General features: G+C 67.3%; 19 protein-coding genes and 2 riboswitches. Of the genes, 12 read left to right on the top strand and 7 right to left on the bottom strand.

Going from position 1 to position 21,456, the window contains the following annotated elements:
* The first annotated feature begins 10 nt into the window (after positions 1-10).
* From FHX60_RS18800 to FHX60_RS18790, 3 genes are read left to right on the top strand one after another with little or no spacing between them, the layout of a single operon-like run.
* Positions 11-2,887: a DUF802 domain-containing protein gene (locus FHX60_RS18800; RefSeq protein WP_183284193.1), complete on the top strand. Its 2,877-nt coding sequence runs from the start codon at positions 11-13 to the stop codon at positions 2,885-2,887.
* A complete protein-coding gene (locus FHX60_RS18795; protein ID WP_183284192.1) occupies positions 2,884-3,531 on the top strand; it encodes an OmpA family protein in 648 nt (215 codons plus the stop codon). Before FHX60_RS18800 ends, FHX60_RS18795 begins: the two co-directional genes overlap by 4 nt.
* Positions 3,524-4,195 carry a DUF2894 domain-containing protein gene (locus FHX60_RS18790; RefSeq protein WP_183284191.1) on the top strand — a complete coding sequence of 224 codons (672 nt, stop codon included), beginning with the start codon at positions 3,524-3,526 and terminating at the stop codon, positions 4,193-4,195. Before FHX60_RS18795 ends, FHX60_RS18790 begins: the two co-directional genes overlap by 8 nt.
* Positions 4,196-4,227: 32 nt before the next feature.
* On the opposite strand, the gene FHX60_RS18785 is transcribed toward FHX60_RS18790, so the two are convergent.
* Entirely contained in the window at positions 4,228-5,082 is an 855-nt protein-coding gene (locus tag FHX60_RS18785) for an amidohydrolase family protein (protein WP_260164109.1), read from the bottom strand.
* Positions 5,083-5,188: 106 nt separating this feature from the next.
* Here FHX60_RS18785 and FHX60_RS18780 point away from each other — a divergent pair, with 106 nt between their 5' ends.
* The 4 genes from FHX60_RS18780 (at position 5,189) to FHX60_RS18765 (ending at position 8,699) form a co-directional block, all read left to right on the top strand.
* A complete protein-coding gene (locus FHX60_RS18780) occupies positions 5,189-5,938 on the top strand; it encodes a GntR family transcriptional regulator (protein WP_112774711.1) in 750 nt (249 codons plus the stop codon).
* Positions 5,939-5,964: 26 nt separating this feature from the next.
* Positions 5,965-6,945, top strand: coding sequence for a tripartite tricarboxylate transporter substrate binding protein (locus FHX60_RS18775; RefSeq protein ID WP_183284190.1), 981 nt, complete (start codon positions 5,965-5,967; stop codon positions 6,943-6,945).
* Between the two features lie 82 nt (positions 6,946-7,027).
* Entirely contained in the window at positions 7,028-8,017 is a 990-nt protein-coding gene (locus FHX60_RS18770) for a Bug family tripartite tricarboxylate transporter substrate binding protein (RefSeq protein ID WP_112774709.1), read from the top strand.
* Between the two features lie 220 nt (positions 8,018-8,237).
* Positions 8,238-8,699 carry a DUF3597 domain-containing protein gene (locus FHX60_RS18765; RefSeq protein ID WP_183284189.1) on the top strand — a complete coding sequence of 154 codons (462 nt, stop codon included), beginning with the start codon at positions 8,238-8,240 and terminating at the stop codon, positions 8,697-8,699.
* A gap of 43 nt (positions 8,700-8,742) precedes the next feature.
* On the opposite strand, the gene FHX60_RS18760 is transcribed toward FHX60_RS18765, so the two are convergent.
* Genes FHX60_RS18760 through FHX60_RS18750 form a run of 3 tightly spaced genes read right to left on the bottom strand, consistent with a single transcriptional unit; the run spans position 8,743 to position 12,789 of the window.
* The gene (locus tag FHX60_RS18760) at positions 8,743-9,264 is read right to left on the bottom strand and encodes a TlpA family protein disulfide reductase (protein WP_183284188.1); all 522 of its coding nucleotides are present in this window, start codon (positions 9,262-9,264) and stop codon (positions 8,743-8,745) included.
* Positions 9,261-10,487: a sialidase family protein gene (locus tag FHX60_RS18755; protein WP_183284379.1), complete on the bottom strand. Its 1,227-nt coding sequence runs from the start codon at positions 10,485-10,487 to the stop codon at positions 9,261-9,263. Before FHX60_RS18755 ends, FHX60_RS18760 begins: the two co-directional genes overlap by 4 nt.
* Before the next feature lie 25 nt (positions 10,488-10,512).
* On the bottom strand, positions 10,513-12,789 hold the full coding sequence (locus tag FHX60_RS18750) for a TonB-dependent receptor (RefSeq protein ID WP_183284187.1): 2,277 nt from the start codon (positions 12,787-12,789) through the stop codon (positions 10,513-10,515).
* A gap of 236 nt (positions 12,790-13,025) precedes the next feature.
* Positions 13,026-13,124, top strand: a riboswitch (glycine riboswitch).
* A riboswitch (glycine riboswitch) is annotated at positions 13,125-13,244 on the top strand.
* 57 nt (positions 13,245-13,301) lie between these two features.
* Here FHX60_RS18750 and FHX60_RS18745 point away from each other — a divergent pair.
* The 5 genes from FHX60_RS18745 to FHX60_RS18725 all read left to right on the top strand — a co-directional run bounded on the left by FHX60_RS18745 (position 13,302) and on the right by FHX60_RS18725 (position 17,001).
* A complete protein-coding gene (locus tag FHX60_RS18745; RefSeq protein WP_183284186.1) occupies positions 13,302-14,570 on the top strand; it encodes a D-amino acid dehydrogenase in 1,269 nt (422 codons plus the stop codon).
* A 386-nt stretch (positions 14,571-14,956) separates the two neighbouring features.
* A complete protein-coding gene (locus tag FHX60_RS18740) occupies positions 14,957-15,142 on the top strand; it encodes a DUF1484 family protein (protein WP_183284185.1) in 186 nt (61 codons plus the stop codon).
* Between the two features lie 237 nt (positions 15,143-15,379).
* Positions 15,380-15,730 (top strand): sigma factor, encoded by a 351-nt coding sequence (locus tag FHX60_RS18735; protein ID WP_260164103.1) that lies wholly within the window; start codon positions 15,380-15,382, stop codon positions 15,728-15,730.
* A gap of 123 nt (positions 15,731-15,853) precedes the next feature.
* The gene (locus FHX60_RS18730; RefSeq protein ID WP_311729869.1) at positions 15,854-16,105 is read left to right on the top strand and encodes an NrsF family protein; all 252 of its coding nucleotides are present in this window, start codon (positions 15,854-15,856) and stop codon (positions 16,103-16,105) included.
* Positions 16,106-16,281: 176 nt separating this feature from the next.
* Positions 16,282-17,001 (top strand): P-loop NTPase family protein, encoded by a 720-nt coding sequence (locus tag FHX60_RS18725; protein ID WP_260164101.1) that lies wholly within the window; start codon positions 16,282-16,284, stop codon positions 16,999-17,001.
* Between the two features lie 911 nt (positions 17,002-17,912).
* Here the strand turns inward: FHX60_RS18725 and FHX60_RS18720 are convergent.
* The 3 genes from FHX60_RS18720 to FHX60_RS18710 all read right to left on the bottom strand — a co-directional run bounded on the left by FHX60_RS18720 (position 17,913) and on the right by FHX60_RS18710 (position 21,449).
* The gene (locus FHX60_RS18720; protein ID WP_183284184.1) at positions 17,913-18,953 is read right to left on the bottom strand and encodes an acyl-CoA dehydrogenase family protein; all 1,041 of its coding nucleotides are present in this window, start codon (positions 18,951-18,953) and stop codon (positions 17,913-17,915) included.
* The gene (locus tag FHX60_RS18715) at positions 18,950-20,098 is read right to left on the bottom strand and encodes an acyl-CoA dehydrogenase family protein (RefSeq protein WP_183284183.1); all 1,149 of its coding nucleotides are present in this window, start codon (positions 20,096-20,098) and stop codon (positions 18,950-18,952) included. Before FHX60_RS18715 ends, FHX60_RS18720 begins: the two co-directional genes overlap by 4 nt.
* A 112-nt stretch (positions 20,099-20,210) precedes the next feature.
* Positions 20,211-21,449, bottom strand: a complete 1,239-nt coding sequence (locus FHX60_RS18710; RefSeq protein ID WP_183284182.1) for an acyl-CoA dehydrogenase family protein — start codon at positions 21,447-21,449, stop codon at positions 20,211-20,213.
* Positions 21,450-21,456: the final 7 nt, after the last annotated feature.

Genomic DNA, 21,456 nt, shown 5'->3' with positions numbered 1-21,456 from the left:
CCCGGACATCATGACCCGATACCTATCCCATATTGTTGCGTTCCTGGCGGGCCTGGCAGTCGTCTGCTGGATTGGCGCGGGCTATGCCGGCACCAATTTCCTGGCGCTGGTCGTCACCCTGCTGATCGGCGGCTTCTACGTGGGCGGCGCGCTGGAACTGCTGCGCTACCGCCAGGCCACCGTCACGCTGGCGCAGGCGCTGGCCGGCCTGGCCGAAGCCCCCGCCAGCCTCGGCGGCTGGCTGGAACGCCTGCACCCGAGCCTGCGCGACAGCGTGCGCCTGCGCGTCGAAGGCGAGCGCGTCGGCCTGCCCGGCCCCGCGCTGACGCCCTACCTGGTCGGGCTGCTGGTGCTGCTGGGCATGCTCGGCACGTTCCTCGGCATGGTGGCCACCTTGCGCGGCACCGGCATCGCGCTCGAAGGCGCCACCGACCTGCAGGCGATCCGCGCTTCGCTGGCGGCGCCGGTCAAGGGGCTGGGCTTTGCCTTCGGCACCTCGGTCGCGGGCGTTGCCACCTCGGCCATGCTGGGGCTGTTGTCCGCACTGTGCCGGCGCGAGCGCATCCAGGCCGCGCAGGCGCTCGATGCCCGCATCGCCACCACGCTGCGCAGCTATTCCCGCGGCCACCAGCGCGACGAAGCCTTGCGGCTGCTGCAGCGCCAGGCCGACGTGATGCCGGCGCTGGCCGAGCAGATGCAGGCCATGATGCATGCCATGGCACAGCAGAACGAGGCCCTGGCGGAACGCCTGGCGGCCAGCCAGGCCGCGTTCCATGCCAACACCGAAACCGTCTATGCGCGCCTGGCGTCATCGGTGGAGCAATCGCTGAAGGACAGTATTGCCGACAGCGCCCGCGCCGCGGGTGCCGCGATCCAGCCCGCGGTGGACGCGACCATGGCCGGCCTGGCCCGCGAAACCACGGCCCTGCGCGACACCGTCACGCAGGCGGTGCAACAGCATCTGGACAGTGTTTCGAGCCGGTTCGAGAACGCCACCGCCGGCGTCGCCGATACCTGGCAGCAGGCGCTCGCCGGCCATCAGCGCACCAGCGAGGCGCTGGCGGCGGACCTGCGCACTTCGCTCGATGGCTTCAGCCATACCTTCGGACAACGCTCGGCCAGCCTGCTGGACGGTGTCGCCATCCGCTTCGACGCCGTCGCGGCCAGCACCGCCGAAGCCTGGCGCGAGGCGCTGTCGCAACAGCAGCAGGCCGCCGAAAAGCTGGCCGGCGACAACCAGCAAGCGCTGGCCGCCGCCGCGGCAACGTTCGGCGATAACGCCGCGGCGCTGGTGCGCAACGTGGACGCCTCGCATGCCGGCCTGCAGGCACAGCTGGCCGCGCAGGACGCGCAGCGCCTGTCGGCCTGGGCCGACACGCTCGGCGGCATGACGGCCACCCTGCGCCAGCAGCTGGAACAACTGAACGCGCATACCGTCAGCCGCCACGACGAAATCAGCACCACGCTGGCGCAGAGCGTGCGCGAGATCTCGGCGCAGACGCAGGCGCATGCCAGCAGCACGCTGGCCGAGATCGACCGCCTGGTGCAGGCCGCTGCCGAGGCGCCGAAGGCCGCCGTCGCGCTGCAGGCCGAACTGGCGTCGCGCGATGAAGCGCGCTTTGCCGCATGGGCCGATACGCTTGGCAGCATCACGGCATCGCTGCGCCAGGAATGGCAGCAGCTGAACGCGCACACGCTCGCGCGCCAGGATGAAATCAGCGCGGCGCTGGCGCACAACGTACAGGAGATCTCGGCGCAGACGCAGGCGCATGCCAGCCGCACCCTCGCGGAAATCGACCGCCTGGTACAGGCCGCCTCGGAAGCGCCGAAGGCCGCGGTCGCGCTGCAGGCGGAACTGGCAGCGCGCGATGAAGCGCGCTTCGCCGGCTGGACCGAGACCCTCGGCAGCATCGCCGCGACGCTGCGCCAGCAATGGGAGCAGTCCAGCACGCATGCCGCCGCGCGCCAGCAGGAAGTCTGCGAGGCGCTGGCACAGACCGCGCGCGCGATCGCGACCGAAACGCAGGCGCACGCCAGCACCACCCTCGCCGAGATCGACCGCCTGGTCCAGGCCGCGGCCGAGGCACCGAAGGCCGCCACCGCCCTGCAGGCGGAACTTGTGGCGCAGGACGCGCAACGCCTGGCCGCCTGGACCGAAACGCTGGGCACCATGGCGGCTGCGCTGCGCGGCGAATGGGAACGGGCCAGCGCGCACGCCACCGCGCGCCAGCAAGAGATCTGCGAAACGCTGGCCGTCACCGCGCGCGACATGGCGGCGCAGGCCCAGGCCCAGGCCACCGGCACCGTCGCCGAAGTCTCGCGCCTGCTGCAGGCCGCGAGCGAAGCGCCCCGCGCCGCCGCCGAAGTCATTGCGCAGCTGCGCGAGAAGCTGACCGAGGGCATGGCGCGCGACCACGCCATGCTGGAAGAACGCAGCCGCATGATGGCAACGCTGGGCACGCTGCTTGACGCCGTCAACCACGCCTCCACCGAGCAGCGCACCGCCGTCGATACGCTGGTCGCCACCACCGCCGACCTGCTCGAGCGCGTCGGCACCCGCTTCACCGACAAGGTCGAGTCCGAGACCGGCAAGCTCACCGACGTCGCCGCGCAGGTCACCGGCAGCGCGGTCGAGGTGGCCAGCCTGGGCGAGGCCTTCGGCGTGGCGGTGCAGCTGTTCAGCGAATCCAACGGCAAGCTGATCGAGCATTTGCAGCGCATCGAGGCCGCGCTCGACAAGTCGATGACGCGCAGCGACGAGCAACTGGCCTACTACGTGGCGCAGGCGCGCGAGGTGGTGGACCTGAGCATGCTGTCGCAGAAGCAGATCCTGGAAGACCTGCAGCTGCGCGCAGCCCGGCCGGCGCCCAGCGCAGAGGCGGCATGAGAGAGGAACTCGACGCCGGCGTTGAGCCCACCGTGCCGGCCTGGGCGGTCTTCGGCGACCTGATGTCGGTGCTGCTGGGCGCGTTCGTGCTGGTGCTGCTGGGGGTCATCGGCGTGCAGATGGAGCTGTCGGCGCGGCTGGAAGCCGAGGTGAAACAGCGCCAGGAAGAAGCCCAGCGCCGAGAGACGCTGGAAAAGGCGCTGGCCGGCCCGCTCGCCGCCGGGCGCGTGACGCTGGTGAACGGGCGCATCGGCATCAGCGGCAGCGTGCTGTTCGCGCTGAATTCCGCCGAGCTGCAGCCCGAAGGCCGCGACCTGCTCAGGAGCCTGGCCCACCCGCTGTCGGCCTACCTGCGCAGCCGCGACGAGATCCTGATGGTCAGCGGCTTTACCGATGACCAGCAGGTGCGCGAGGGCAACCGGCGCTTTGCCGACAACTGGGAACTGTCGGCGCAGCGCGCTTTGACCGTAACCCGCACGCTGATCGATGCGGGCATCCCGCCGTCGTCGGTGTTCTCGGCCGCGTTCGGCTCGCAACAGCCGGTGACCCCCAATGCCGACGCCGCCGGCCGCGCCAAGAACCGGCGCGTGGAAATCTCGCCGGTGCCGCGCGTGACCACCGGCACGGTGAAGGCGCATGGCTGAGCTCGACGCGACGGCCGACGCCCGCGCGCAACTCGACGCCTGGCAGGCCAGCGGCGCCGACCGCGCCGACCCCGTGCGCTTTCGGCTGATGCAGGCACTGGCCGCCCGCGCGGCCGCACACGGCGGCGCGGCGCGGCCGTTGCTGGAGGCGCGCCTGCAGCAACTGGTCGCCGCCTATGCCGCCATCGTGCCGGGCAACGCCGACAACGCTGGCGAGACCACTTGCCAGCCGGCGCCAACGCCAGCCGTGAGCGCGCTGGGCGCACTGGTCCACGACCTCGCCGCGCGCGCCAGGCCCGCCATCGCGGCGGCTTCGAACGATGCCCGTCCGCCGTCGCCGGCACCGGCGCCAGCCATGGACACGCCGCTGGTCGACACCCTCGCCGACTACTTCCGCGAGACCTGGGCCCGGGTCAGCGTCGAGCAGCAGTTCCGCCAGTCGCTGGAGCGCGTGCCGGAGAACGCCGGACCGCTCAATACCGACCACCTCGTGCATCGCTCGCTGTCGCTGATGCGCGAGACCTCGCCGGAATACCTGAGGCATTTCCTGTCGTATGTCGAGGGCATGGCCTGGCTGGAGCAGTTGAGCGCGGCCGCGGCGGCGCAAAAGGAAGCGGCCCGCGCCGCCGCCAGGAAGAGTACGCGCGGCAAGGCTCGCAAATAGCAGCATGGCCGCGGCTCCAGCGCCGGCGGCCCTTACGCCTCTGGTTCATCCACCGCAAACCCGTACAACGCCGCGGCGTTGCGCCATCGCAGCGCCGCGGACAAAGCCGCGCCAGACTCCGCCTGCCACGCGGCGAGGCTGCGGCACTCATCCAGCCGGACCGGCGCCTCGTGGTTGGTCCAGGGCCAATCGCTACCCCACAGCAACCGGTCATCGCCTACGATGTCGCGCCATGCCTGCGCCAGCGCGGTCCAGTCGTGCGGCGATTCTTGCGGCGATGGCAGCCGGTATGGCGCGCTGATCTTCACCCACACCGGGCGGCGCGCGCGCACGGCCGTGGCGACCTCGAAGACTGCATCGGCAATGCCCGCGTGGCCAGGGCGGCCGAAGTGATCCAGCACCACCGGCGTGCCGGCATCGCCAAGGGCGGCATCAAGGCGCGCCAGCACCATGCCGCCGTCGCCATTGCGGGTATGGAGCTCGACGTGCCAGCCCAGCGCGTCGATCCTGCGGAACAGCCCGCGCCACGGTGCGGTGGCAATGCGCTGCCAGTCCGGATCGCCGTACAGGTTGAGGCGGATCCCACGCACGCCGGCGGCCTGCAGCGTTTCCAGCTGCGGATCGGCCACCGATGGCTCGACCACTGCCACGCCGCGCAGGCGCTCGGGCCGAGCCTGCAGCGCTGCCAGCAGCGCTGAGTTGTCAGTGCCCAGAAAACTGGTCTGCACCACCACCCCATACAGGTCGCCCAGGCCGCCGAGCGTTGCCCGCCATTCGTCCAGGCTGGCGGCATAGGCCGGCCGGTAGCGCACCGAAGCCGTGGCCACGCCGTTATCGAAGACGTGGAAATGGGTATCCACCAGCGGCGAAGCGCGCCTGCTCATCATCAAGCCTCCGTGGGGCGGGTATATCCGGATATGGCACCCAGACCCGCGTCAGTATTCTAGTCCTCTAGAGGACATAAGCATTCAATCAATTTAGCACGGCTTCGGCATGCCAGACAACGCACCGCTCCAGACCACCACCGCCACCGCGGGGCTGAGCCGATACGGCCAGATCGCGGCGGCACTGCAGGACCGGATCGTTTCCGGGGCCTGGACCCCGGGCAGTGCCATCCCGGCCGAAGGGGCGCTGGCCAAGGACTTCGGTATAGCGCTGGGCACCATCCGCCAGGCCATCGCCGTGCTGGTCCAGCAAGGCCTGCTCGAGCGCGTGCAGGGCAAGGGCACCTTCGTGCGCAAGGGGCTGAGCGGCGCCAGCCTGATGCGTTTCTTTCGCTTCGGCGGCGCCGATGGCGCGCCCGTGGTGCCCCGCTCTGAAATCCTGTCTTGCCGCGCCGTCCGGCTGGACAAGGCCATGGCCGCGCGCTTCGGGCTGGCAAGCGGCGCGCGCGGGCTGGCGATCTCGCGCCGCCGCTGGCTGGAAGAGACACCGCGGCTGCTGGAGTCGATCTGGCTGCCGCTGCCGCGCTGCGAAGCCCTGCAGCAACTTCCGCCGGCGCAGTGGGGCGACCTGCTCTACCCGCTGCTGGGGAGCGCCTGCGGCGTCACGGTCCATCGTGCCGTCGACGAGGTGACCTTCCGCACGCTGGCGACGGACGAGGCTGCGTTGCTGTCGCTGCCCGATGCGCATCCCTGCGCGGTAGTGACCCGGCACGCCTTCGACCTGGCCGGACATTGCATCGAATACCGCCTGACGCGCGGCGACGCCTTCGCCTTCCGCTATACCGCCGACGTCCGCTGACGGACCGTTGCCAAGGAGACAGACCCATGCACGCATGCCACGCGATTGCCGCCGCGGCCACCGCCATGATCGCCATCGCCACGCCGGCGCAGGCCGCCGACAACGCCGCGGGCTGGCCGGCACGTCCCATTACCATCGTGGTGACATACCCGCCGGGCGGCGGCGCTGACCTGATGGCACGGCTGATCGCGCCCGGCCTCGGGCGCGAACTGGGGCAGACCGTGGTGGTCGAGAACCGGCCTGGTGCCGGCGGGCAGATCGGCGCGGCCTATGTCGCCAAGGCCGCGCCCGACGGCTACACGCTGATGGTCGATGCCTCGTCCTATGCCGTCAATCCCAGCCTCTATCCGCGCCTGCCCTACGATCCGGACAAGGCGTTCCGGCCGCTCGGCGTGCTGGCGCGCTATCCCAACGTGCTGGTCGCCACCGCCAGCTTTCCGGCGGGGAAGGTCAGCGAAGTGGTGGCCATGGCCAGGCAGAAGCCGGGCTCGGTTGCCTTTGCGTCTTCGGGCAACGGATCGGCGCAGCATCTGGCCGGCGTGCTGTTCGAGCAGCGCGCCGGCGTCGACCTCCTGCACGTGCCCTACAAGGGCGGCGGCCCGGCCATGACCGACGTCATCGCCGGCCAGGTGCCGCTGTTCTTCGCCAACGTGGCCTCGAGCCTGCAGCACATCCAGGCCGGCAAGCTCAAGCCGCTGGCCGTGACCAGCCCGTCGCGCACCCCCGCGCTGCCGGCGGTGCCGACCATGCAGGAAGCCGGCGTGGCCAGCTACGAGGTCTATGAATGGAACGCGGCCTTCGTCCCCGCCGCGACACCGGAGCCGGTCGCCGCGAAGCTTGCCGACGCGCTGCAGAAGGTCATGACCAGCGCCGAGATCCGGCAGCGCGTGGCCGAGCTTGGTGGCGAAGTCGTGGCGGCACCGCCGGCACATGCGCGACAGTTCATCGTGGGCCAGGCACGGCTATGGGCCAAGGTGATCCGCGACGGCAACATCCGGCCCGAATAACAACCCAGTCGCCCCTATCGCCCCTATCGCCCTTGCCGCGCCACGGCGCGGCTACCGCAACCGCAAACCGCAGGAGACAAGCATGACCGCAGCCAACCCTTTCCGCCGCCAACTGCTGAAGGCCAGCGCCGCGCTGGGCGCGTGCGCGCTGGCGCCCACGCTCGCGCGCGCCCAGGCCTGGCCCGCCAAGCCAGTCCGGCTGGTAGTACCGTTCGCGCCTGGCGGCAGCTCAGAGATCGTCGCGCGCTCGACCGCGGCGGAGCTGACCAAGCTGCTCGGCGTATCCGTATTCGTCGAGAACAAGCCGGGTGCCGCCGGCAATATCGCGATGGGCGAAGTCGCGCGCGCCGATGACAACCACACGCTGATCCTCGGCCATATCGGCACGCTGGCGGTCAACCCGTTCATCTTCCCGAAGCTGCCGTACGACCCGGTCAAGGACTTCCGCGCGATCTCGCTGCTGTCCAAGGTGCCGAGCCTGTACGTGGTCCATCCCGACGTGCCCGCGAAGAACCTGAAGGAATTCGTGGCGCTCGCCAAGAGCAAGCCCGGCAAGCTCAACTATGGTTCGGCCGGCAACGGCAGTGCCGGCCACCTGGCCTTCGAATACCTGAAGGCCGCCGCCGGCACCTTCATCACCCATGTGCCATACCGCGGCAGCGGCCCGCAGATCACCGACCTGCTGTCCGGCCGGCTGGACGCCGCCGCGGTCGGCGCGCCCGCCATCCTCCAGTTCATCAAGGCCGGCAAGGTGCGCTGCATCGCCACCGGCACCACCCAGCGCATCGCGCAGTTGCCCGATGTGCCCACGGTGGCGGAGCAAGGCTATCCCGGCTTCGAGATGACGCAGTGGTATGGCCTGCTGGCGCCGGCATCGCTGCCCCAGGCTGCCGCCGACAAGCTGGCCGACGCCACCATGAAAGCCGTGAAGAGCCAGAGCTCGGTCGAGCGCCTGAGCGCGGACGCGGCCATCGTGGTGGGCGGCACGCCGGCGGAATTCTCGCGCTTCATCGCGCAGGAGCAGCAGCGCTGGAAGCCGATCATTGCGCGGGCCGGTATCAAGCCGGACTGATATCGGCCACCATTTCCCGGCGCCCCACGGCTTCTCCTGGCTGCAACGGAGCAAAGGACACGGCACTTGGCCGATGCCGGCGGCCGTCGGGTGGAAGCCGAACGCGCTACATGCACCATTTACAAACGATGCGGCTTACGGGCGCCGCAGCAACGCGCCGCGACGGTGGCCCGGAACCTGCAAGGGCTTGCTGCCCCGTTCCACCCTTCAGGAGCCCGCCATGAGCATCTTCAAGGACATCCTCAACAAGCTGCTGGGCAAGGACAAGCCCGCGGCCACCACCACCGCGACCACCACCAGCACCCCACCCGCCGCCGGAACGCCGACGGCCGGCACTGCACCCACCGCCGGCACCGGCGCGGCGCCCGCGGGCAACGTCCAGGGCACCACCGGTACGCCGGCCGGGGCGCAAGCCACGCCGCTGTCGGGCGTCGATGTCGAGGCCATCATGGACCGGATGGTGCAGCAGAGCGGACAGACGCTGAACTGGCGCACGTCCATCGTCGATACGATGAAGGCGCTCGGGATCGACAGCAGCCTGGAACACCGCAAGGAACTGGCGCGCGAGCTGCACTACACCGGCGACATGAACGATTCCGCGGCGATGAACGTGTGGCTGCACAAGCGCCTGATGCAGGAGTTGGCCGCCAACGGCGGCAAGCTGCCGAAGGAACTGTCCTGAGCGATGCAGTGGAAGGCGGCGCCGGGCCGGCGCCGCGGCGGTCTCAGCCCGCGATGCCGGCCCAGCGCAGGTGCTTCGCCCAGTCGCCCTCGCTGATCACGCCAGACACGCCCTGGCGCTGGCCGTCGGCGCGATAGAAGTAGGTGCGCGGCATTTCACCCATCCAGTCCGGGTCGACCGCATAGCGCAGCCGCTCTTGCGGCTCGTGCCCGAACACCCACGCGTTGCGCGACAGCCTGACGCGATCGAGCACCTGTTGCACTTGCGGTGAGGCCTCGGCCCTGTCGGTCGCCAGCGTGACGACACGCAGGTCCGGATGCCGCGCCCGCAGCTTGCCGAGCGCGTCGAAGTTGCGCTTGCAATAGACGCAATCCAGCGACCACATCACCAGCACGAAAGGCTTGCCCTGCTGGCTGGCGGCGATGCGCGCGGCGCTGGCGGATTCGAACACCGCGATGCGGTCGGCAGCCTGGCCGGCGGCATTGGCGGTGCCGAGCATCAGCGCGCATGCGGTCACGGTGGCAGCGGCGGCGGCCGCAAGCCGTTGGCGGCGCGATCGCATCATGCACCCTCCTGGCCGAGCGCGAAGACCTGGAAGCCTTCGGCCTCGGTGCGCCACAGCACGTAGGCGCGGCCGGCGTGCTGCAGCAAGTGGGGCTGGTCAGAGTCGCGTTCGGTGCCGGCCAGCTTGCGCGTCTGCCAGGTCTTGCCGCCATCGCGCGAGAGCATGGCGGAAAGCCGCGTCTGCTGGCCGTCGAACGACTTCCACACCACCGCGATGTCGTTGTCGTTCAGCGCGACGATATCGGCATGCTGCGCACGCGGGTCATCGAGCGGGCGTTGCGCCTGCAGCTTGCCGTCGCGCCAGCGCCCCACCGCCACCGTCGGCTTGCCTGCGCGCACGCTGAACCAGACCATGTGCAGCGTGCCATCCGGCGCCACCGAAGCGCCGGGGCCGTGGTGCGGGCAGGCGTCGATGCGCCAGTCGTCGAAGGTGGCGCGTTGCATCGGCGTGGCCTTGCCGTCGGCGCCCAGCAGCGCCAGCGCGTGGTCGCGCGCGTTGGGCGGAAACACATGGCGCCACAGCGCCAGCATCCTGCCGTCGGGCGTGGGCGTCAGCGCGATGCGGCAGCATTCGCACGACTGGTCGGCAATCTTGTAGTCGCCCTGGAAGCTCTTGCCGTGGTCGGCCGATACGGCGTAGTAGATCGCGGCGCCGGCATACGGCTGCTTGCGCGCCTGCGCGGCGGCCACGTCGCGTTTGTCGATCCAGCTGACAAAGACGCGCCCGGCCGGATCCACCGCGATGGCGTCGAAGCGGTGCGCGATCTGGTCGCGGTTGGCATGCACCGTCAGCGGTTCGGCAAAGGTCTTGCCACCGTCGGTGGAGCGCGCAAAGCGGATAAAGCCGGTCCATGGCTTGGGCAGCGGCTGGGTCCAGGTGACGTAGACCTGCCCGTCGGGTCCGGTGGCCACCTTGGGGCGGCTTTCATGATCGGCGGCGACGGGCTCCGGCGTGGCGTTGACATGCCGCGCCGTGCTGAAGGTGCGACCATAGTCCGTCGACGCGCGCACGGCAACATGCTGGCCGTCCTTGTAGGCGATCCACAGCTTGCCGTCGCGGTCGAAGGCGGCGCCGGTACCCAGCTCGCTCGTTTTCGGCCTTTCCTGGCCGCCCTGGCCGCCGTGGCCGGCGTGCGCCTGCGCGGCCGCGACCACCGGCGCCAGCGTGGCGCAGGCGACCAGTGCGGCAGCGAGCAGGCGGACAGCGCGGCGGGCGCCAGGCAGGAATGGGGTCAGCGTGTTCACTGGCTCAGAAGGAAAGTTTGGCCTCGGCGTAGAACGTCCGGCCCGGGTACGGGTGGTAGACGTAATAGCGCTGGTCGGTGAGGTTGTCGATGCCAAGCCCGAGCCGCACATTGCGCGCGGGCTTGTAGGTCACCTTGACGTCGAAGGTCAGGAAGCTGCTGGTGCCGCCGAAGGTGTCGGGGTTGGTGTCCGAATTGTCGAGCGTATTGTACTGCCGGCCCGAATAGGTCATCGCCAGCGTGCCGGCCCACGCCGGCGTAAAGCGATAGGTGCCCGCGAGGTTGGCGCGCCACTTCGGGATGCGGTAGAAATACTTGCCCACCGAGGCCGGATTGTTGGCGTTCTCCAGCGTCTTCGAATGGTTGTAGGCGCCGCTGGCCGACAAGTCGAAGCCGCGCACCAGCACGTCGCGCCCGTCATAGGCGAGCTCGATGCCACGCGTGCGCACCCGGTCCACGTTCTGGAAGCTGGTGACGGTCGGGAATACCGTGGTGTTGGTCTGGCTGACCAGCGCATCGCGGATATCGTCCTCGTACAGCGAGACCCGGAAATTCGACGCCTCCACCGTGCGTTCGAAGGTCAGGTCCTTCGAGAACGATCGTTCCGGCCGCAGGTTGGGATCGTTGTTGATCAGCGCCGTGCCGGTGATACGGCCCTGGAACAGCTCGCTGACCGTCGGATAGCGATAGGCCTGGCCCAGCGACAGCCGGCCCAGCCAGTCCTGCCCGAACGCCTTCTCCAGCGCCAGCTTGGGCGACCAGTTGGATTCGCTGCGCACCGGATAGCCGATGTCCACGCCAGGCTGGCTGCGGCTGCCGTCATAGGCGCGCCAGTGCTCGTAGCGCAAGCCCGGGATCAGCTTCCAGTCCTCGGCGAAGTACCAGGCGTCCTGCGCGTAGAGCGCCTGGGTCTCGGTCTTGCCGGTGAAGGCATTGTTGAACGCGGTGATGGTGGCCGCGCGCCAGTCCGAGGTGTTGTAGGTGGTGTTGCTCAGCCGGTAGTTGTCATAGTGGTAGCCGAACGTGACCCAGTGCCCGCCCTGCAGGCGCTGCGGGCGGTAGTCGGCCTTCAGGTCGAGCGTGCGCCAGCCGGTGCCGTCGCCATAGGTGACCGTGCCCGGCCCATTGCCGACGGCGTTGGCGCTGCGGCTCACGTCCTTGCTGACATCGAACAGCGACGCCACGCCGGAAAAATTCCAGCCGGTCTGGTTGCGCGTGCGCAGCGACAGGCCGTAGAGCCAGCGCGCATCCTCGCCATTGCCGGGCGCAAAGGCGTTGGCCGGAATCACGTACTGGTAGCCGCCGATGTTCACCGGTCCGCCCGACACGACGTTGCCATTGGCATCGCGCAGGTAGCTGCCGGTGGTGTTGGAGCGGTCCTGCTGCCAGTAGGCGGCGGTGAACTGCGCCTGCAGCGTGCTGGTGATGTCGTAGCCGAGCTTGAGCTTGAGCTGGTCCTGGACGGTGTGCGTGACGCCCTCGCTGTTCACGCCCATCACCACGCGGTCGCGCCCGCTCTGGTCCCGGTCCAAATAAGCGCCGGAAACCGGCGTGTCCGCCGCGCCCGCGGGCCGCGTCGAGCGCGACGCGGTATAGAAGCTCAGCGGCTGGCTCTTGCTGTCCTGCCGGTCCACGCTGACCAGCCAAGAGAACGCGCCGACGCGGTCGCCCACATAGGCGTTGGCATGCACCCCGTTGAAGTTATCGTGGGTGCCGTACAGGTTGAAGCGCTGGGTGAACCACTGCACGCTGGCGTCGCCCTCGAACTTCTCCGGCGTGCGCGTGGTGATCAGCACCGTCGCGCCCAGCGAATTGCCGGGATACAGCGCCGAATACGGGCCGTACAGCACGTCCATGCGCTCGATCTCGGCGGCATTGACCAGCGACCAGCGCGGCGGAAAGCTGAAGTCCGAGCCCAGCAGGTTGGACAGCAGCAGGCCGTCCGCATAGACCAGCCCCCGCGCCGACTGGCGCGAACTGGTGCTGCGCACCGAGATGATCGAATTCATATCGCCGATAAAGCGCTTGCGCACGGCGAGGTTGGGCGCGTATTTGAGGGCGTCTTCCGTATTGACCACGTTGAAGTCGGCCATGCGGGCACTGCGGATGCCGTAGGCCGGCGACGGCGTGTTGGGCGGGATCGCCGGCGTCTCGCCGCGTTCGGGGCTGGCCGATACCACCACCTCCTGCAGCGGCGCGGGCGCCTCCACCGCCTGCGCGGCGGCCACGGCGGGGCCCATCAGCACTGCCGAAACGGCCAGCGCAATGCGATTCTTCTTCACTGGAAAACCTTGTTGTCGTCTTTTTTTGGCTCGCTGTCCTGCGCAGCATGAGGCGCACCTCCCGCGCCTCCGCCGCACCTCCGCCACACGTCCGAGATAGCGAGCGCTGACATTTTATGGGCCGAGGGCAGCCGCGCCGATGCGACATAGCGACGCGGGCCGCCGGCAATATCAGCGTTAACCCGTATACCCAATACACGGCCATGTCACTACATTGCCCCGACTGGCCTCCAGCCAGCGTGATGCAGGGAGAGACTGTCGCGGCGCCCGCCGCGCACGGCGCCGAAGGAGCAACCGCCCCGGAAACTCTCAGGCAAAAGGACCGGCATCACCCGTCAGTGCACTCTGAAGAATGCCGGACGCCATCGTCCGCCCGGCATACCGAAGGAGCAAGCGTGCCCGCCCCCCGCGGCGAGGCGTCGTGAATCTCTCAGGTCCAGAACAGAGGGGGCGTCCTCCACGCATATTGCGTGCGGACTCCTACCCTTCGACGTTCCTGGATCCTGCAGATCATGAAGACAATCGCTGTCATCGGCGGTGGCATCACCGGTGTCACCACGGCCTACGCGCTGGCCCGGCGCGGATTCTCCGTCACCCTGTTCGAACGGCACCGCTATGCCGCCATGGAGACCTCGTTCGCCAACGGCGGACAGCTCTCCGCCTCCAACGCCGAGGTCTGGACCCACTGGTCCACCATCGTCAAAGGGATGAAGTGGATGCTGCGCAACGATGCGCCGCTGCTGGTCAATCCCCGGCCCAGCTGGCACAAGCTGTCGTGGTTCGCCGAGTTCATCGCGTCGATTCCCCACTACCGCCGCAACACCATCGAAACCGCACGCCTTGCCATCGCCGCGCGCGAGCACCTGTTTGCGTGGGCGGCGCAGGAAGGCATCGACTTCGACCTGAAGCGCGCCGGCATCCTCCATATCTATCGCGACCGCGCCGGCTTCGAGCATGCCGGCCGGGTCTCCGCGCTGCTGGCGCAAGGCGGCCTGGAGCGGCGCGCGGTGACGCCGCAGGAGATGCGCGCGATCGAGCCGACGCTGGCGGGTTCCTACTACGGCGGCTACTTCACCGAGAGCGATGCCACCGGCGACATCCACAAGTTCACCAGCGGCCTGGCCGCCGCCGCCGCACGCCTGGGCGTGCGCTGCCTGTATGGCCAGGACGTGCGCGCGGTCAAGACCGACGGCCGGCGCGCCACCATCACCGTGCAGGATGGCAACGACAGCACCAGTTCCACCTTCGACGGCGCCGTGATCTGCGCCGGCACCGCCAGCCGCGCACTGGCCGCCGCGCTGGGCGACCGCGTCAACATCTATCCGGTCAAGGGCTATTCGATCACGGTCAACCTGACCGATGAAGCCAGCCGCGCCGCGGCACCGGTGGTCAGCCTGCTCGACGACGAAACCAAGCTGGTCACCAGCCGCCTGGGCGACGACCGCTTCCGCGTTGCCGGCACCGCCGAGTTCAACGGCACCAACCGCGATATCCGCGCCGACCGCATCCGCCCGCTGGTGGACTGGGTGCAGCAGTGCTTCCCGGGCGTCAGCACGCGCAGCGTGGTGCCATGGGCCGGACTGCGGCCGATGATGCCCGACATGCTGCCGCGCGTAGGACGCGGACGCGCGGCCTGCATCTTCTACAACACCGGCCACGGGCACCTGGGGTGGACTTTGTCGGCGGTGACGGCGGACATGGTGGCGGGGATTGTGGACCAGGCACTGGGAAGCGCCCCGGCGATGGTGCCTGGCGCGGCCCTGACGCCGGTGCGGGCCTGATGCTGCGGAGGTGAAGGGCTCAGCCCGCACGCGCATTTTCAAGAGTCAGCGATTTCTGAATCCGTTGCCCGGATCCAAACTTCGCGCGCCCCTGGAAATGCGACATCTCTCATCGATTCCCCGGTACCGACAAGAAATACTGGTGGCGTCATCGGACCAACCGATGATCGGGTGTGGAAAGCCCGGATGTGTGAGGTGGACATGCGTTGCGCTTGTAGCGGGCAACGCCTGTGTGTTCGCACGAACCAAGCTGGCTCCCTGGCGGGCCGGGCGAGGCGGCCGCAAGGCTGACCGGTTCCCCACCTCAGACCGGCTTTCCACCCTCGCCGTCTGGCCCGCCGCCCTCATGTGGAAATGAGTGGCGCGCTTTTACTAGTGGGGAATCAATGACAATGATCGATGAAATCACCAACGAATGTCTTCAGCAGGTTCGCGCAGGAATCGAAGGGGTTCTCGTACTCCTGGATCACGAAAGCGAACGCTCGGAGGGCTGCTTTAGTGCGCTGTGCCTGCTTGGCATGGTGAAGATGCAGCTTGATGGGCTGATGGTTGAAAGAGAACGGTTGCAATAGCGGCTCGCGAGGTGTGACGGTGACGCTGCGCTGTCACACCTCGGCCTGCGGGAATCGAAAACTGGTACACCGCCTGCAATCCAGCCGCCACCGCGACCGCATGGAACACATGGCGACTTTCAGGCAGCCGGCTCCCGCCCGGCGCACCAACGCGCGGACGCCACGCACGTTCCGCCTGATCCTGAACCCTCGCACGAGCCGGCATGCCGCCCGGACGGCACGCCGGACTGGTCGGCCATGATGGCCCGCGCACAGGCAGGAGACCGCGCGGCGTACCGGCGCCTGCTCGAAGGCATCACCCCGTTCATCCGGGCGCTGGCCGCACGCCAGGTCCGCAATCCAGGCGACATCGAGGACATCGTGCAGGATGTGCTGCGCACGATCCACACCGTGCGCCGCACCTACGACCCGGCACGCCCGTTCGGCCCGTGGCTGGTGGCCATCGCCCGCCGGCGCATTATCGACTGTGTGCGCTGGCTGGCACGCACCAGTGCGCGCGAAACACCCTTCGACACGGAATCGGAAACCATTGCCGCCCCCCGCTGCGAACCTCAAGGAAACGGCACTGGACGCGCGGGCAGTGCGTGACGCGGCGGACAGTCTGCCTGCCGGACAGCGCGAGGCGCTGCGCATGCTGAAACTGGAGGAAATGTCATTGAAAGAGCGGAAGGCATCTCCCCCGGCGAAACCGCGCGCTGCTTCGCCACGCTGGTGGCGGTCAGCACGCCGCTGGCCATTGCCTTGACGGCCATGCTGCGCCATGTGGCGCGCCTCTCGCCAACGCCGGTGGCGATGTATGCGGGCCTTGCCGTTGCCGCGATGGCGGCAGCGGGCCGGCTGTCCATTCATCCGCTGGATGCCAGCGCGCTGGTCTTGTTGTGGAACCTGGGGGTCGCGCTGCTGTTCGTTGGTGCAGGTAGTCTGGTTGGATATCGACCGTTCGGGCGGATGGCGGGACATTGAGGTGGCACGGCGGCAGCTCGGCAGACGAGGCTTGTGGGTGGCTAGCACTTGACCAAGACGCCCTCCGGATGGCCGCTTCTCGCCACGAGCAGACCTTCGACAACGGCGTGCAAAATGTCGACAATCCCCGCATGTACGGCCTAACGTAGGTCCCCTTCCAAGGAACGATTGCGAAAATGATGAGTTCGACGACGTCCGGCAATGCCGAGCCTTCCACCGCGCATCGTCTTGTGATCGTGGAGGGCATTATGGGTTCAGGCAAGTCAACGACGATGCGCCTCATTGCGAAACATCTACAAGAGGCGGGGCAGCCAGCGTTGCCGGTTCACGAGAGGACAGAGCCCCACCCCGTGCGCGCGACAGACGAACTTGAACACTGGTTTGAACCGTGGCGGGACGCGACACCACAGCATCTCGCGGACCGTGCTCTAGCTAGGTGGAAAGGCTTTGTCGAGGCGACACAGGCGGAGACCCCCATCCCAGTAATGGACGGTCAACTGTTTCACGGAGACCTGACTCACCTGCTGCTGATGGAAGCCGAGTCTGCGTTGATTTTCGACTACGTACAGGCGCTGGCCGCAGTCACTGCTCCGCTCAATCCGTTCGTCCTTTACCTTTGGCAGGAGGATGTCGAAAAAGCTGTACGGACTGTCTGTGCGGAGCGTGGCGCGGAATGGATCGAATATCAGACGAACTGGAAGCTCGCGGCCCCTTACTGCGTGCGCAGGGGCTACAAGGGATTAGAAGGCCTCATTCTCCTATATCGCGATTACCGCCGAATCACCGATGATTTGTTTCGCCAGCTACCATTAGCCAAGCTCGCGATTGAGAACTCTGCAAGGGACTGGCCAGCCTATGAGAGGCAAATTCTGCGCGCATTGCGGCTACCGGGTTGATTAGGTCGACGCCAATTGAACGGTCATTTTGTGCAGTCATTGTATGACTGCCGATGCCGAGTAGACACTTCCAACGACCGCTTATCGGCAATGTGTATGTCTCTTGAGGGTCGGTAGCGTCGCTGCACCACGCGGCACGCAGCAAGTGCCGCTGACGACCGGGATCGGCCACTTTCCGCCGCTCGCGATCGCTGTGGCTCGGTCATTCGAGTGGCGGCTCCGCTCGAACAGCGGGCCTTCACGGGCATCGTCGTCACCTCACGGATGACGCCCACGCCGCCGCCTATCTGTAGGTAGTACTTCATCGGTCCGGACGGGGCGCGCATCTCTATGGCACTCATGAACTTATGGAGTCCGCGGCGCTTTTTTAGCTTTCGACCTTACTTGTTGGTTCGCTCGCAGTGATACGGCCGGGATTCACACCTACCCGGATGGCGCGGCCGTCAATGCTGACCGTCTTCTCTTCGGTAGTAGTATCGCCCCCGCAATGCGCGACAGCATTCAATCGAGCGTTCAAGCTCTGGACCGGCAGTACGCCAGGCTTCTATCGGCGCCGAAGTTGGGATGGCCGTATTTCCCGATCAGCCTGACAAGGGCCTGACGATTTAACAGGTGATTGGATTCGGCCATCGTACCGGTGTCGACATTGAATCCGCTTTCGAGTACAAACAAGGCCTTCAGTCCCGAGCTGAGATCCTCGAAACCGCGCAGCCCCGCCGAGATCTGTGCCACTAAGTAATAGACGCGTACTAAAGGTCGCCTACCAGGCCATGTATGCCGTTTTCGCGTCCATTGCCGGAGGCCTGCTTCGAGAATTGCCTTCTATCCCACACGGGTAAGGCATGTCAGGCGCGCAGCGACTAACATGCCGCCGCTGCGAGCCACATCTGCGTGGGATGACTCAGCCTTCGTCAGCCTTCAGCGGTCAGATCCGCCCACAGGGCCTTGCCGCCTCGCGCGATGGCGGCGCGGCCAAGATACTCGGCCCATTCACCGTCGCTGCCATACTCGGCGCGCCAACTCCACAGGCGCCGTGTACCGAAGTGCAACGAGTGCTCGTAGGTAAAGCCGATGGCACCGTGCACCTGGTGCGCGATTGCCGATGCACCGCTGGCGGCCTGTCCGCAGATCACCTTGGCGATTGCTGCCTGCCGTTCCCAGTCCTTGCCGTCCATTGCCGCGCAGGCGGTCGCCACCGCCATTCGCGCGGCGACCACATGATTGGCCATCTGCGCCAATTGTTGCTGGATCGCCTGGAATTTGCCGATTGGACGGCCGAACTGCACGCGCTCGTTGGCGTACTGCACCGCCTGATTCAGGATGCGCTCCAGTACGCCAGCTATCTGGATCGACTGCTGCAGCGCGCCGAACAGCTTCGGGTCGCCTGGCAGCCCCACACGTGCCGCCACGGCGCGCGCATGCTCGAACACTAGCGTATCGCGCGGCTGCGCAGCGGCGTTCGTGTCCTCGCGCACCTTGGCATCTGCCGTCGGAAGTAGCAGCCACAGCGGCACGCCGTCGCGCGCCACCGGAACCAGCACGTGCGTCAGCACGCGACCCCATGGCGCCGCCACCGCGCCGGTAAAGCGCCAGCCCTCGCCTTCCTGCCGCTCGTTCACCTCGCCTTGCGGCAGCGCCAGCGACATCGGCCCATCAGGCATCGCCATGCGCAGCCTTGTCAGCAAGGCGCCACTCACGACCGTCTCGGCGAATGGCACCGGTGCGAGGTGCTTAGCGGCCAACAGCAGCACCGGCAGCGCCTCGCTCCAAGTCGCCGCGGCGCCACCCTGCTCCTCCGTGGCGAATACACGGGTCAAGCCGCTTTGCTCCAGGCACGCCCACAGGCTGGCCGCCCATTCACCCCGCTCCGCCGCGTCGACTTGGGCCAGCGCCACTTCATTGGCAAAAATGCGGCTGGCGCTCTCAGCCAGCATCGTTTCGAGTTCGCTCATCGCAGTCCCAGTCCCTTGGCCGTAATGCCACGCAGAATCTCGCGGGTACCACCGCGAATCGAGAAGCATATCGCGTGCTGCGTCATAAATGACTGCGTACGGATAAAGCGGTCGCCGTCCGGGCGCAGTTCGGCGCCGAATAGCAGGTGCGCCAGCTCGGGGATGCGCTGCTCGTGCAGCGCGCCGGCATCCTTTACGATCGAAGTTGCCAGGCGCGGATCGTCGCCGTTATTGATCATGTTGGCGATGCCGCGTGACATCGCGCGCAAGTTGCTTAACTCCGCTACCGCACGGCCCAACTCGATCGCGTGATGCTTCTCGCCGGCGTCGGCGTGGTCCAGCAGCTCGGCCATCAACTGCGTGGAACTCAGGTACCGGTCCGGACCGCTGCGCTCGAAGGTCAGCTCCGTGGTGACCTGCCTCCAGCCGTCCCCTTCATTTCCGATCAGGTGGGAATCCGGAACGAAGACGTTGTCGAAGACCACCTCGGCAAAATCGGATTGGCCGACCATGTTGCGGATGGGGCGTACCGTCAAGCCTTCTGTCTTCATGTCGACGACGAATTGCGACAGGCCGGCGTGCCTGCTTTCCACGCCCGGCGTGGTACGCACTAGCGCGCTCATGAAATGTGCACGCGCAGCATTGGAGGTCCAGACCTTGGCGCCATTGATGACCCAGCCGTCCGGGACCTTCTCTGCGCGGGTGCGGATCGACGCAAGGTCGGAACCGCAATCCGGTTCGCTTAGGCCGATACAGAAGTAAAGCTCTCCCTTTGCGATGCGCGGTACGATCTGCTTGCGCAGTGCCTCGTTGCCGTAACGCATCAGCAGCGGGCCGCACTGGCGTTCCGCGATCCAGTGCGCTGAGACCGGTGCGCCCGCGGCCAGCAGCTCTTCCAGCACCACGAAGCGCTCCAGTTGCGGCCGCTCGCGGCCACCGTATTCCTTCGGCCAGGTGATACCAAGCCAGCCGGCTTCCCCGAGCTTGCGTGAGAATTCTGGATTGTATCCGTTCCAACAGTTGACCTTACGCGGCGGCAAGCTGGCCAGCGCTTCCTGCAAGAAACTGCGAAACACGCGTCGAACTTCCTCCTGTTCCGGCGTGCTGGTGGCAGGCCGGATGATGATGCTCTGTGCAATATCCATGCTTAAGGATCTCCTCGTCGGGTGGACACTTGCGAGTCAATATTAAAGGCGCAGCGGTCCGCGTCCGGACGGTTGCGTGTTTCGCACCAGTAGTGCTGGCGGCTGGCGCGATTTATGCGCTTTTGGCGACCCGCTGCTGATTGAACGGCACGTCCTTGTCCACGCGCACGTCGCCGGGCAAGCCCAGCACACGCTCGGCGATAATGTTGCGCAGAATCTCGTCGGTACCCCCCGCGATGCGCGAACCGGGCGCATAGAGCATCGCGTTCTGAAACCAGCCCTGCATCGGTGACAGGGCGGCGTCCATCACCGCACCCGCCTGCCCTGCCAAGTCCATGCCGAAGGCGGCGATTTCCTGCAGTTGGCTGACGCTGACGACCTTGCCGATCGACGCCTCCGGGCCTGGCGTCTCACCGCGGGACAGCCGGGTCATCGTGCGGCAACGCGTGTACTTCAGACCCTGCGCCTTGACGTACCAGTCGGCCAAACGCTCGCGCACGGCCAAGTTCCGCAACGCGGGAGCCCCGTCCAGCTCGGACTCGCGCAACAGTTGAAGCAAGTCGCCAACATTTGGCCGCGGCGCCTCGCCAACTGCAAGGCGCTCGTTCATCAGCGTGGTCAGCGCGACCTTCCACCCGTCGTTGATCGCGCCCAGGCGCTGTGCATCAGGGATTCGCACGTCGGTGAAGAACACTTCACAGAAATGCGAAGTGCCGGAGATCTGGCGAATACGCCTGACCTCCACGCCTGGCGACTTCATGTCAAGGAAGAACGCGGTTAGCCCCCCGTGCTTGGGCTTTGACGGGTCGGTGCGCGTGATCAGCAGGCCGTAGTCGGCATAATGCGCACCTGAGGTCCAGATCTTCTGGCCGTTGACGATCCAGTGGTCACCGTCATGCGCCGCACGCGTTCGCAGACCAGCAAGATCCGAACCGGCCGACGGTTCAGAGAACAGCTGGCACCAGATCTCCTCGCCGCGTAGCGCTGGGCCAACGTGGCGATCCAGTTGGGACGGCGTCGCATACGCCATCATGGTCGGGATGCACATGCCGAGGCCAATGCCGAATACGCCGGATGGCACGTCGAACTGCGCTTCCTCCTCGTTGTAGATTACCTGCTGGATCGCCGTGCCGCCGCGCCCGCCCCACTTTTCATCCCACATGATGCCAGCGAAGCGCGCGGCTGCCTTCTTCGCCTGCCACGCCTTGGCGCGGGTCAGCGCCTGTGAGTCTTCCTCGTAACGCTGGCGACTCTGCGGCACTTCCCTGTCGCGGCGCGTGGCATTGGCTTCCAGAAAGCGGCGGGCCTCGGCCCGGAATGCGGCTTCCGCCGGAGTATCGTTAAAGTCCATGGCAATC

The sequence above is a fragment of the Cupriavidus alkaliphilus genome (assembly GCF_014191175.1).
Taxonomy (GTDB): domain Bacteria; phylum Pseudomonadota; class Gammaproteobacteria; order Burkholderiales; family Burkholderiaceae; genus Cupriavidus; species Cupriavidus alkaliphilus.
Note: the sequence above shows the minus strand (reverse complement) of the source record. Positions and strands in the feature narration are given on the sequence as shown.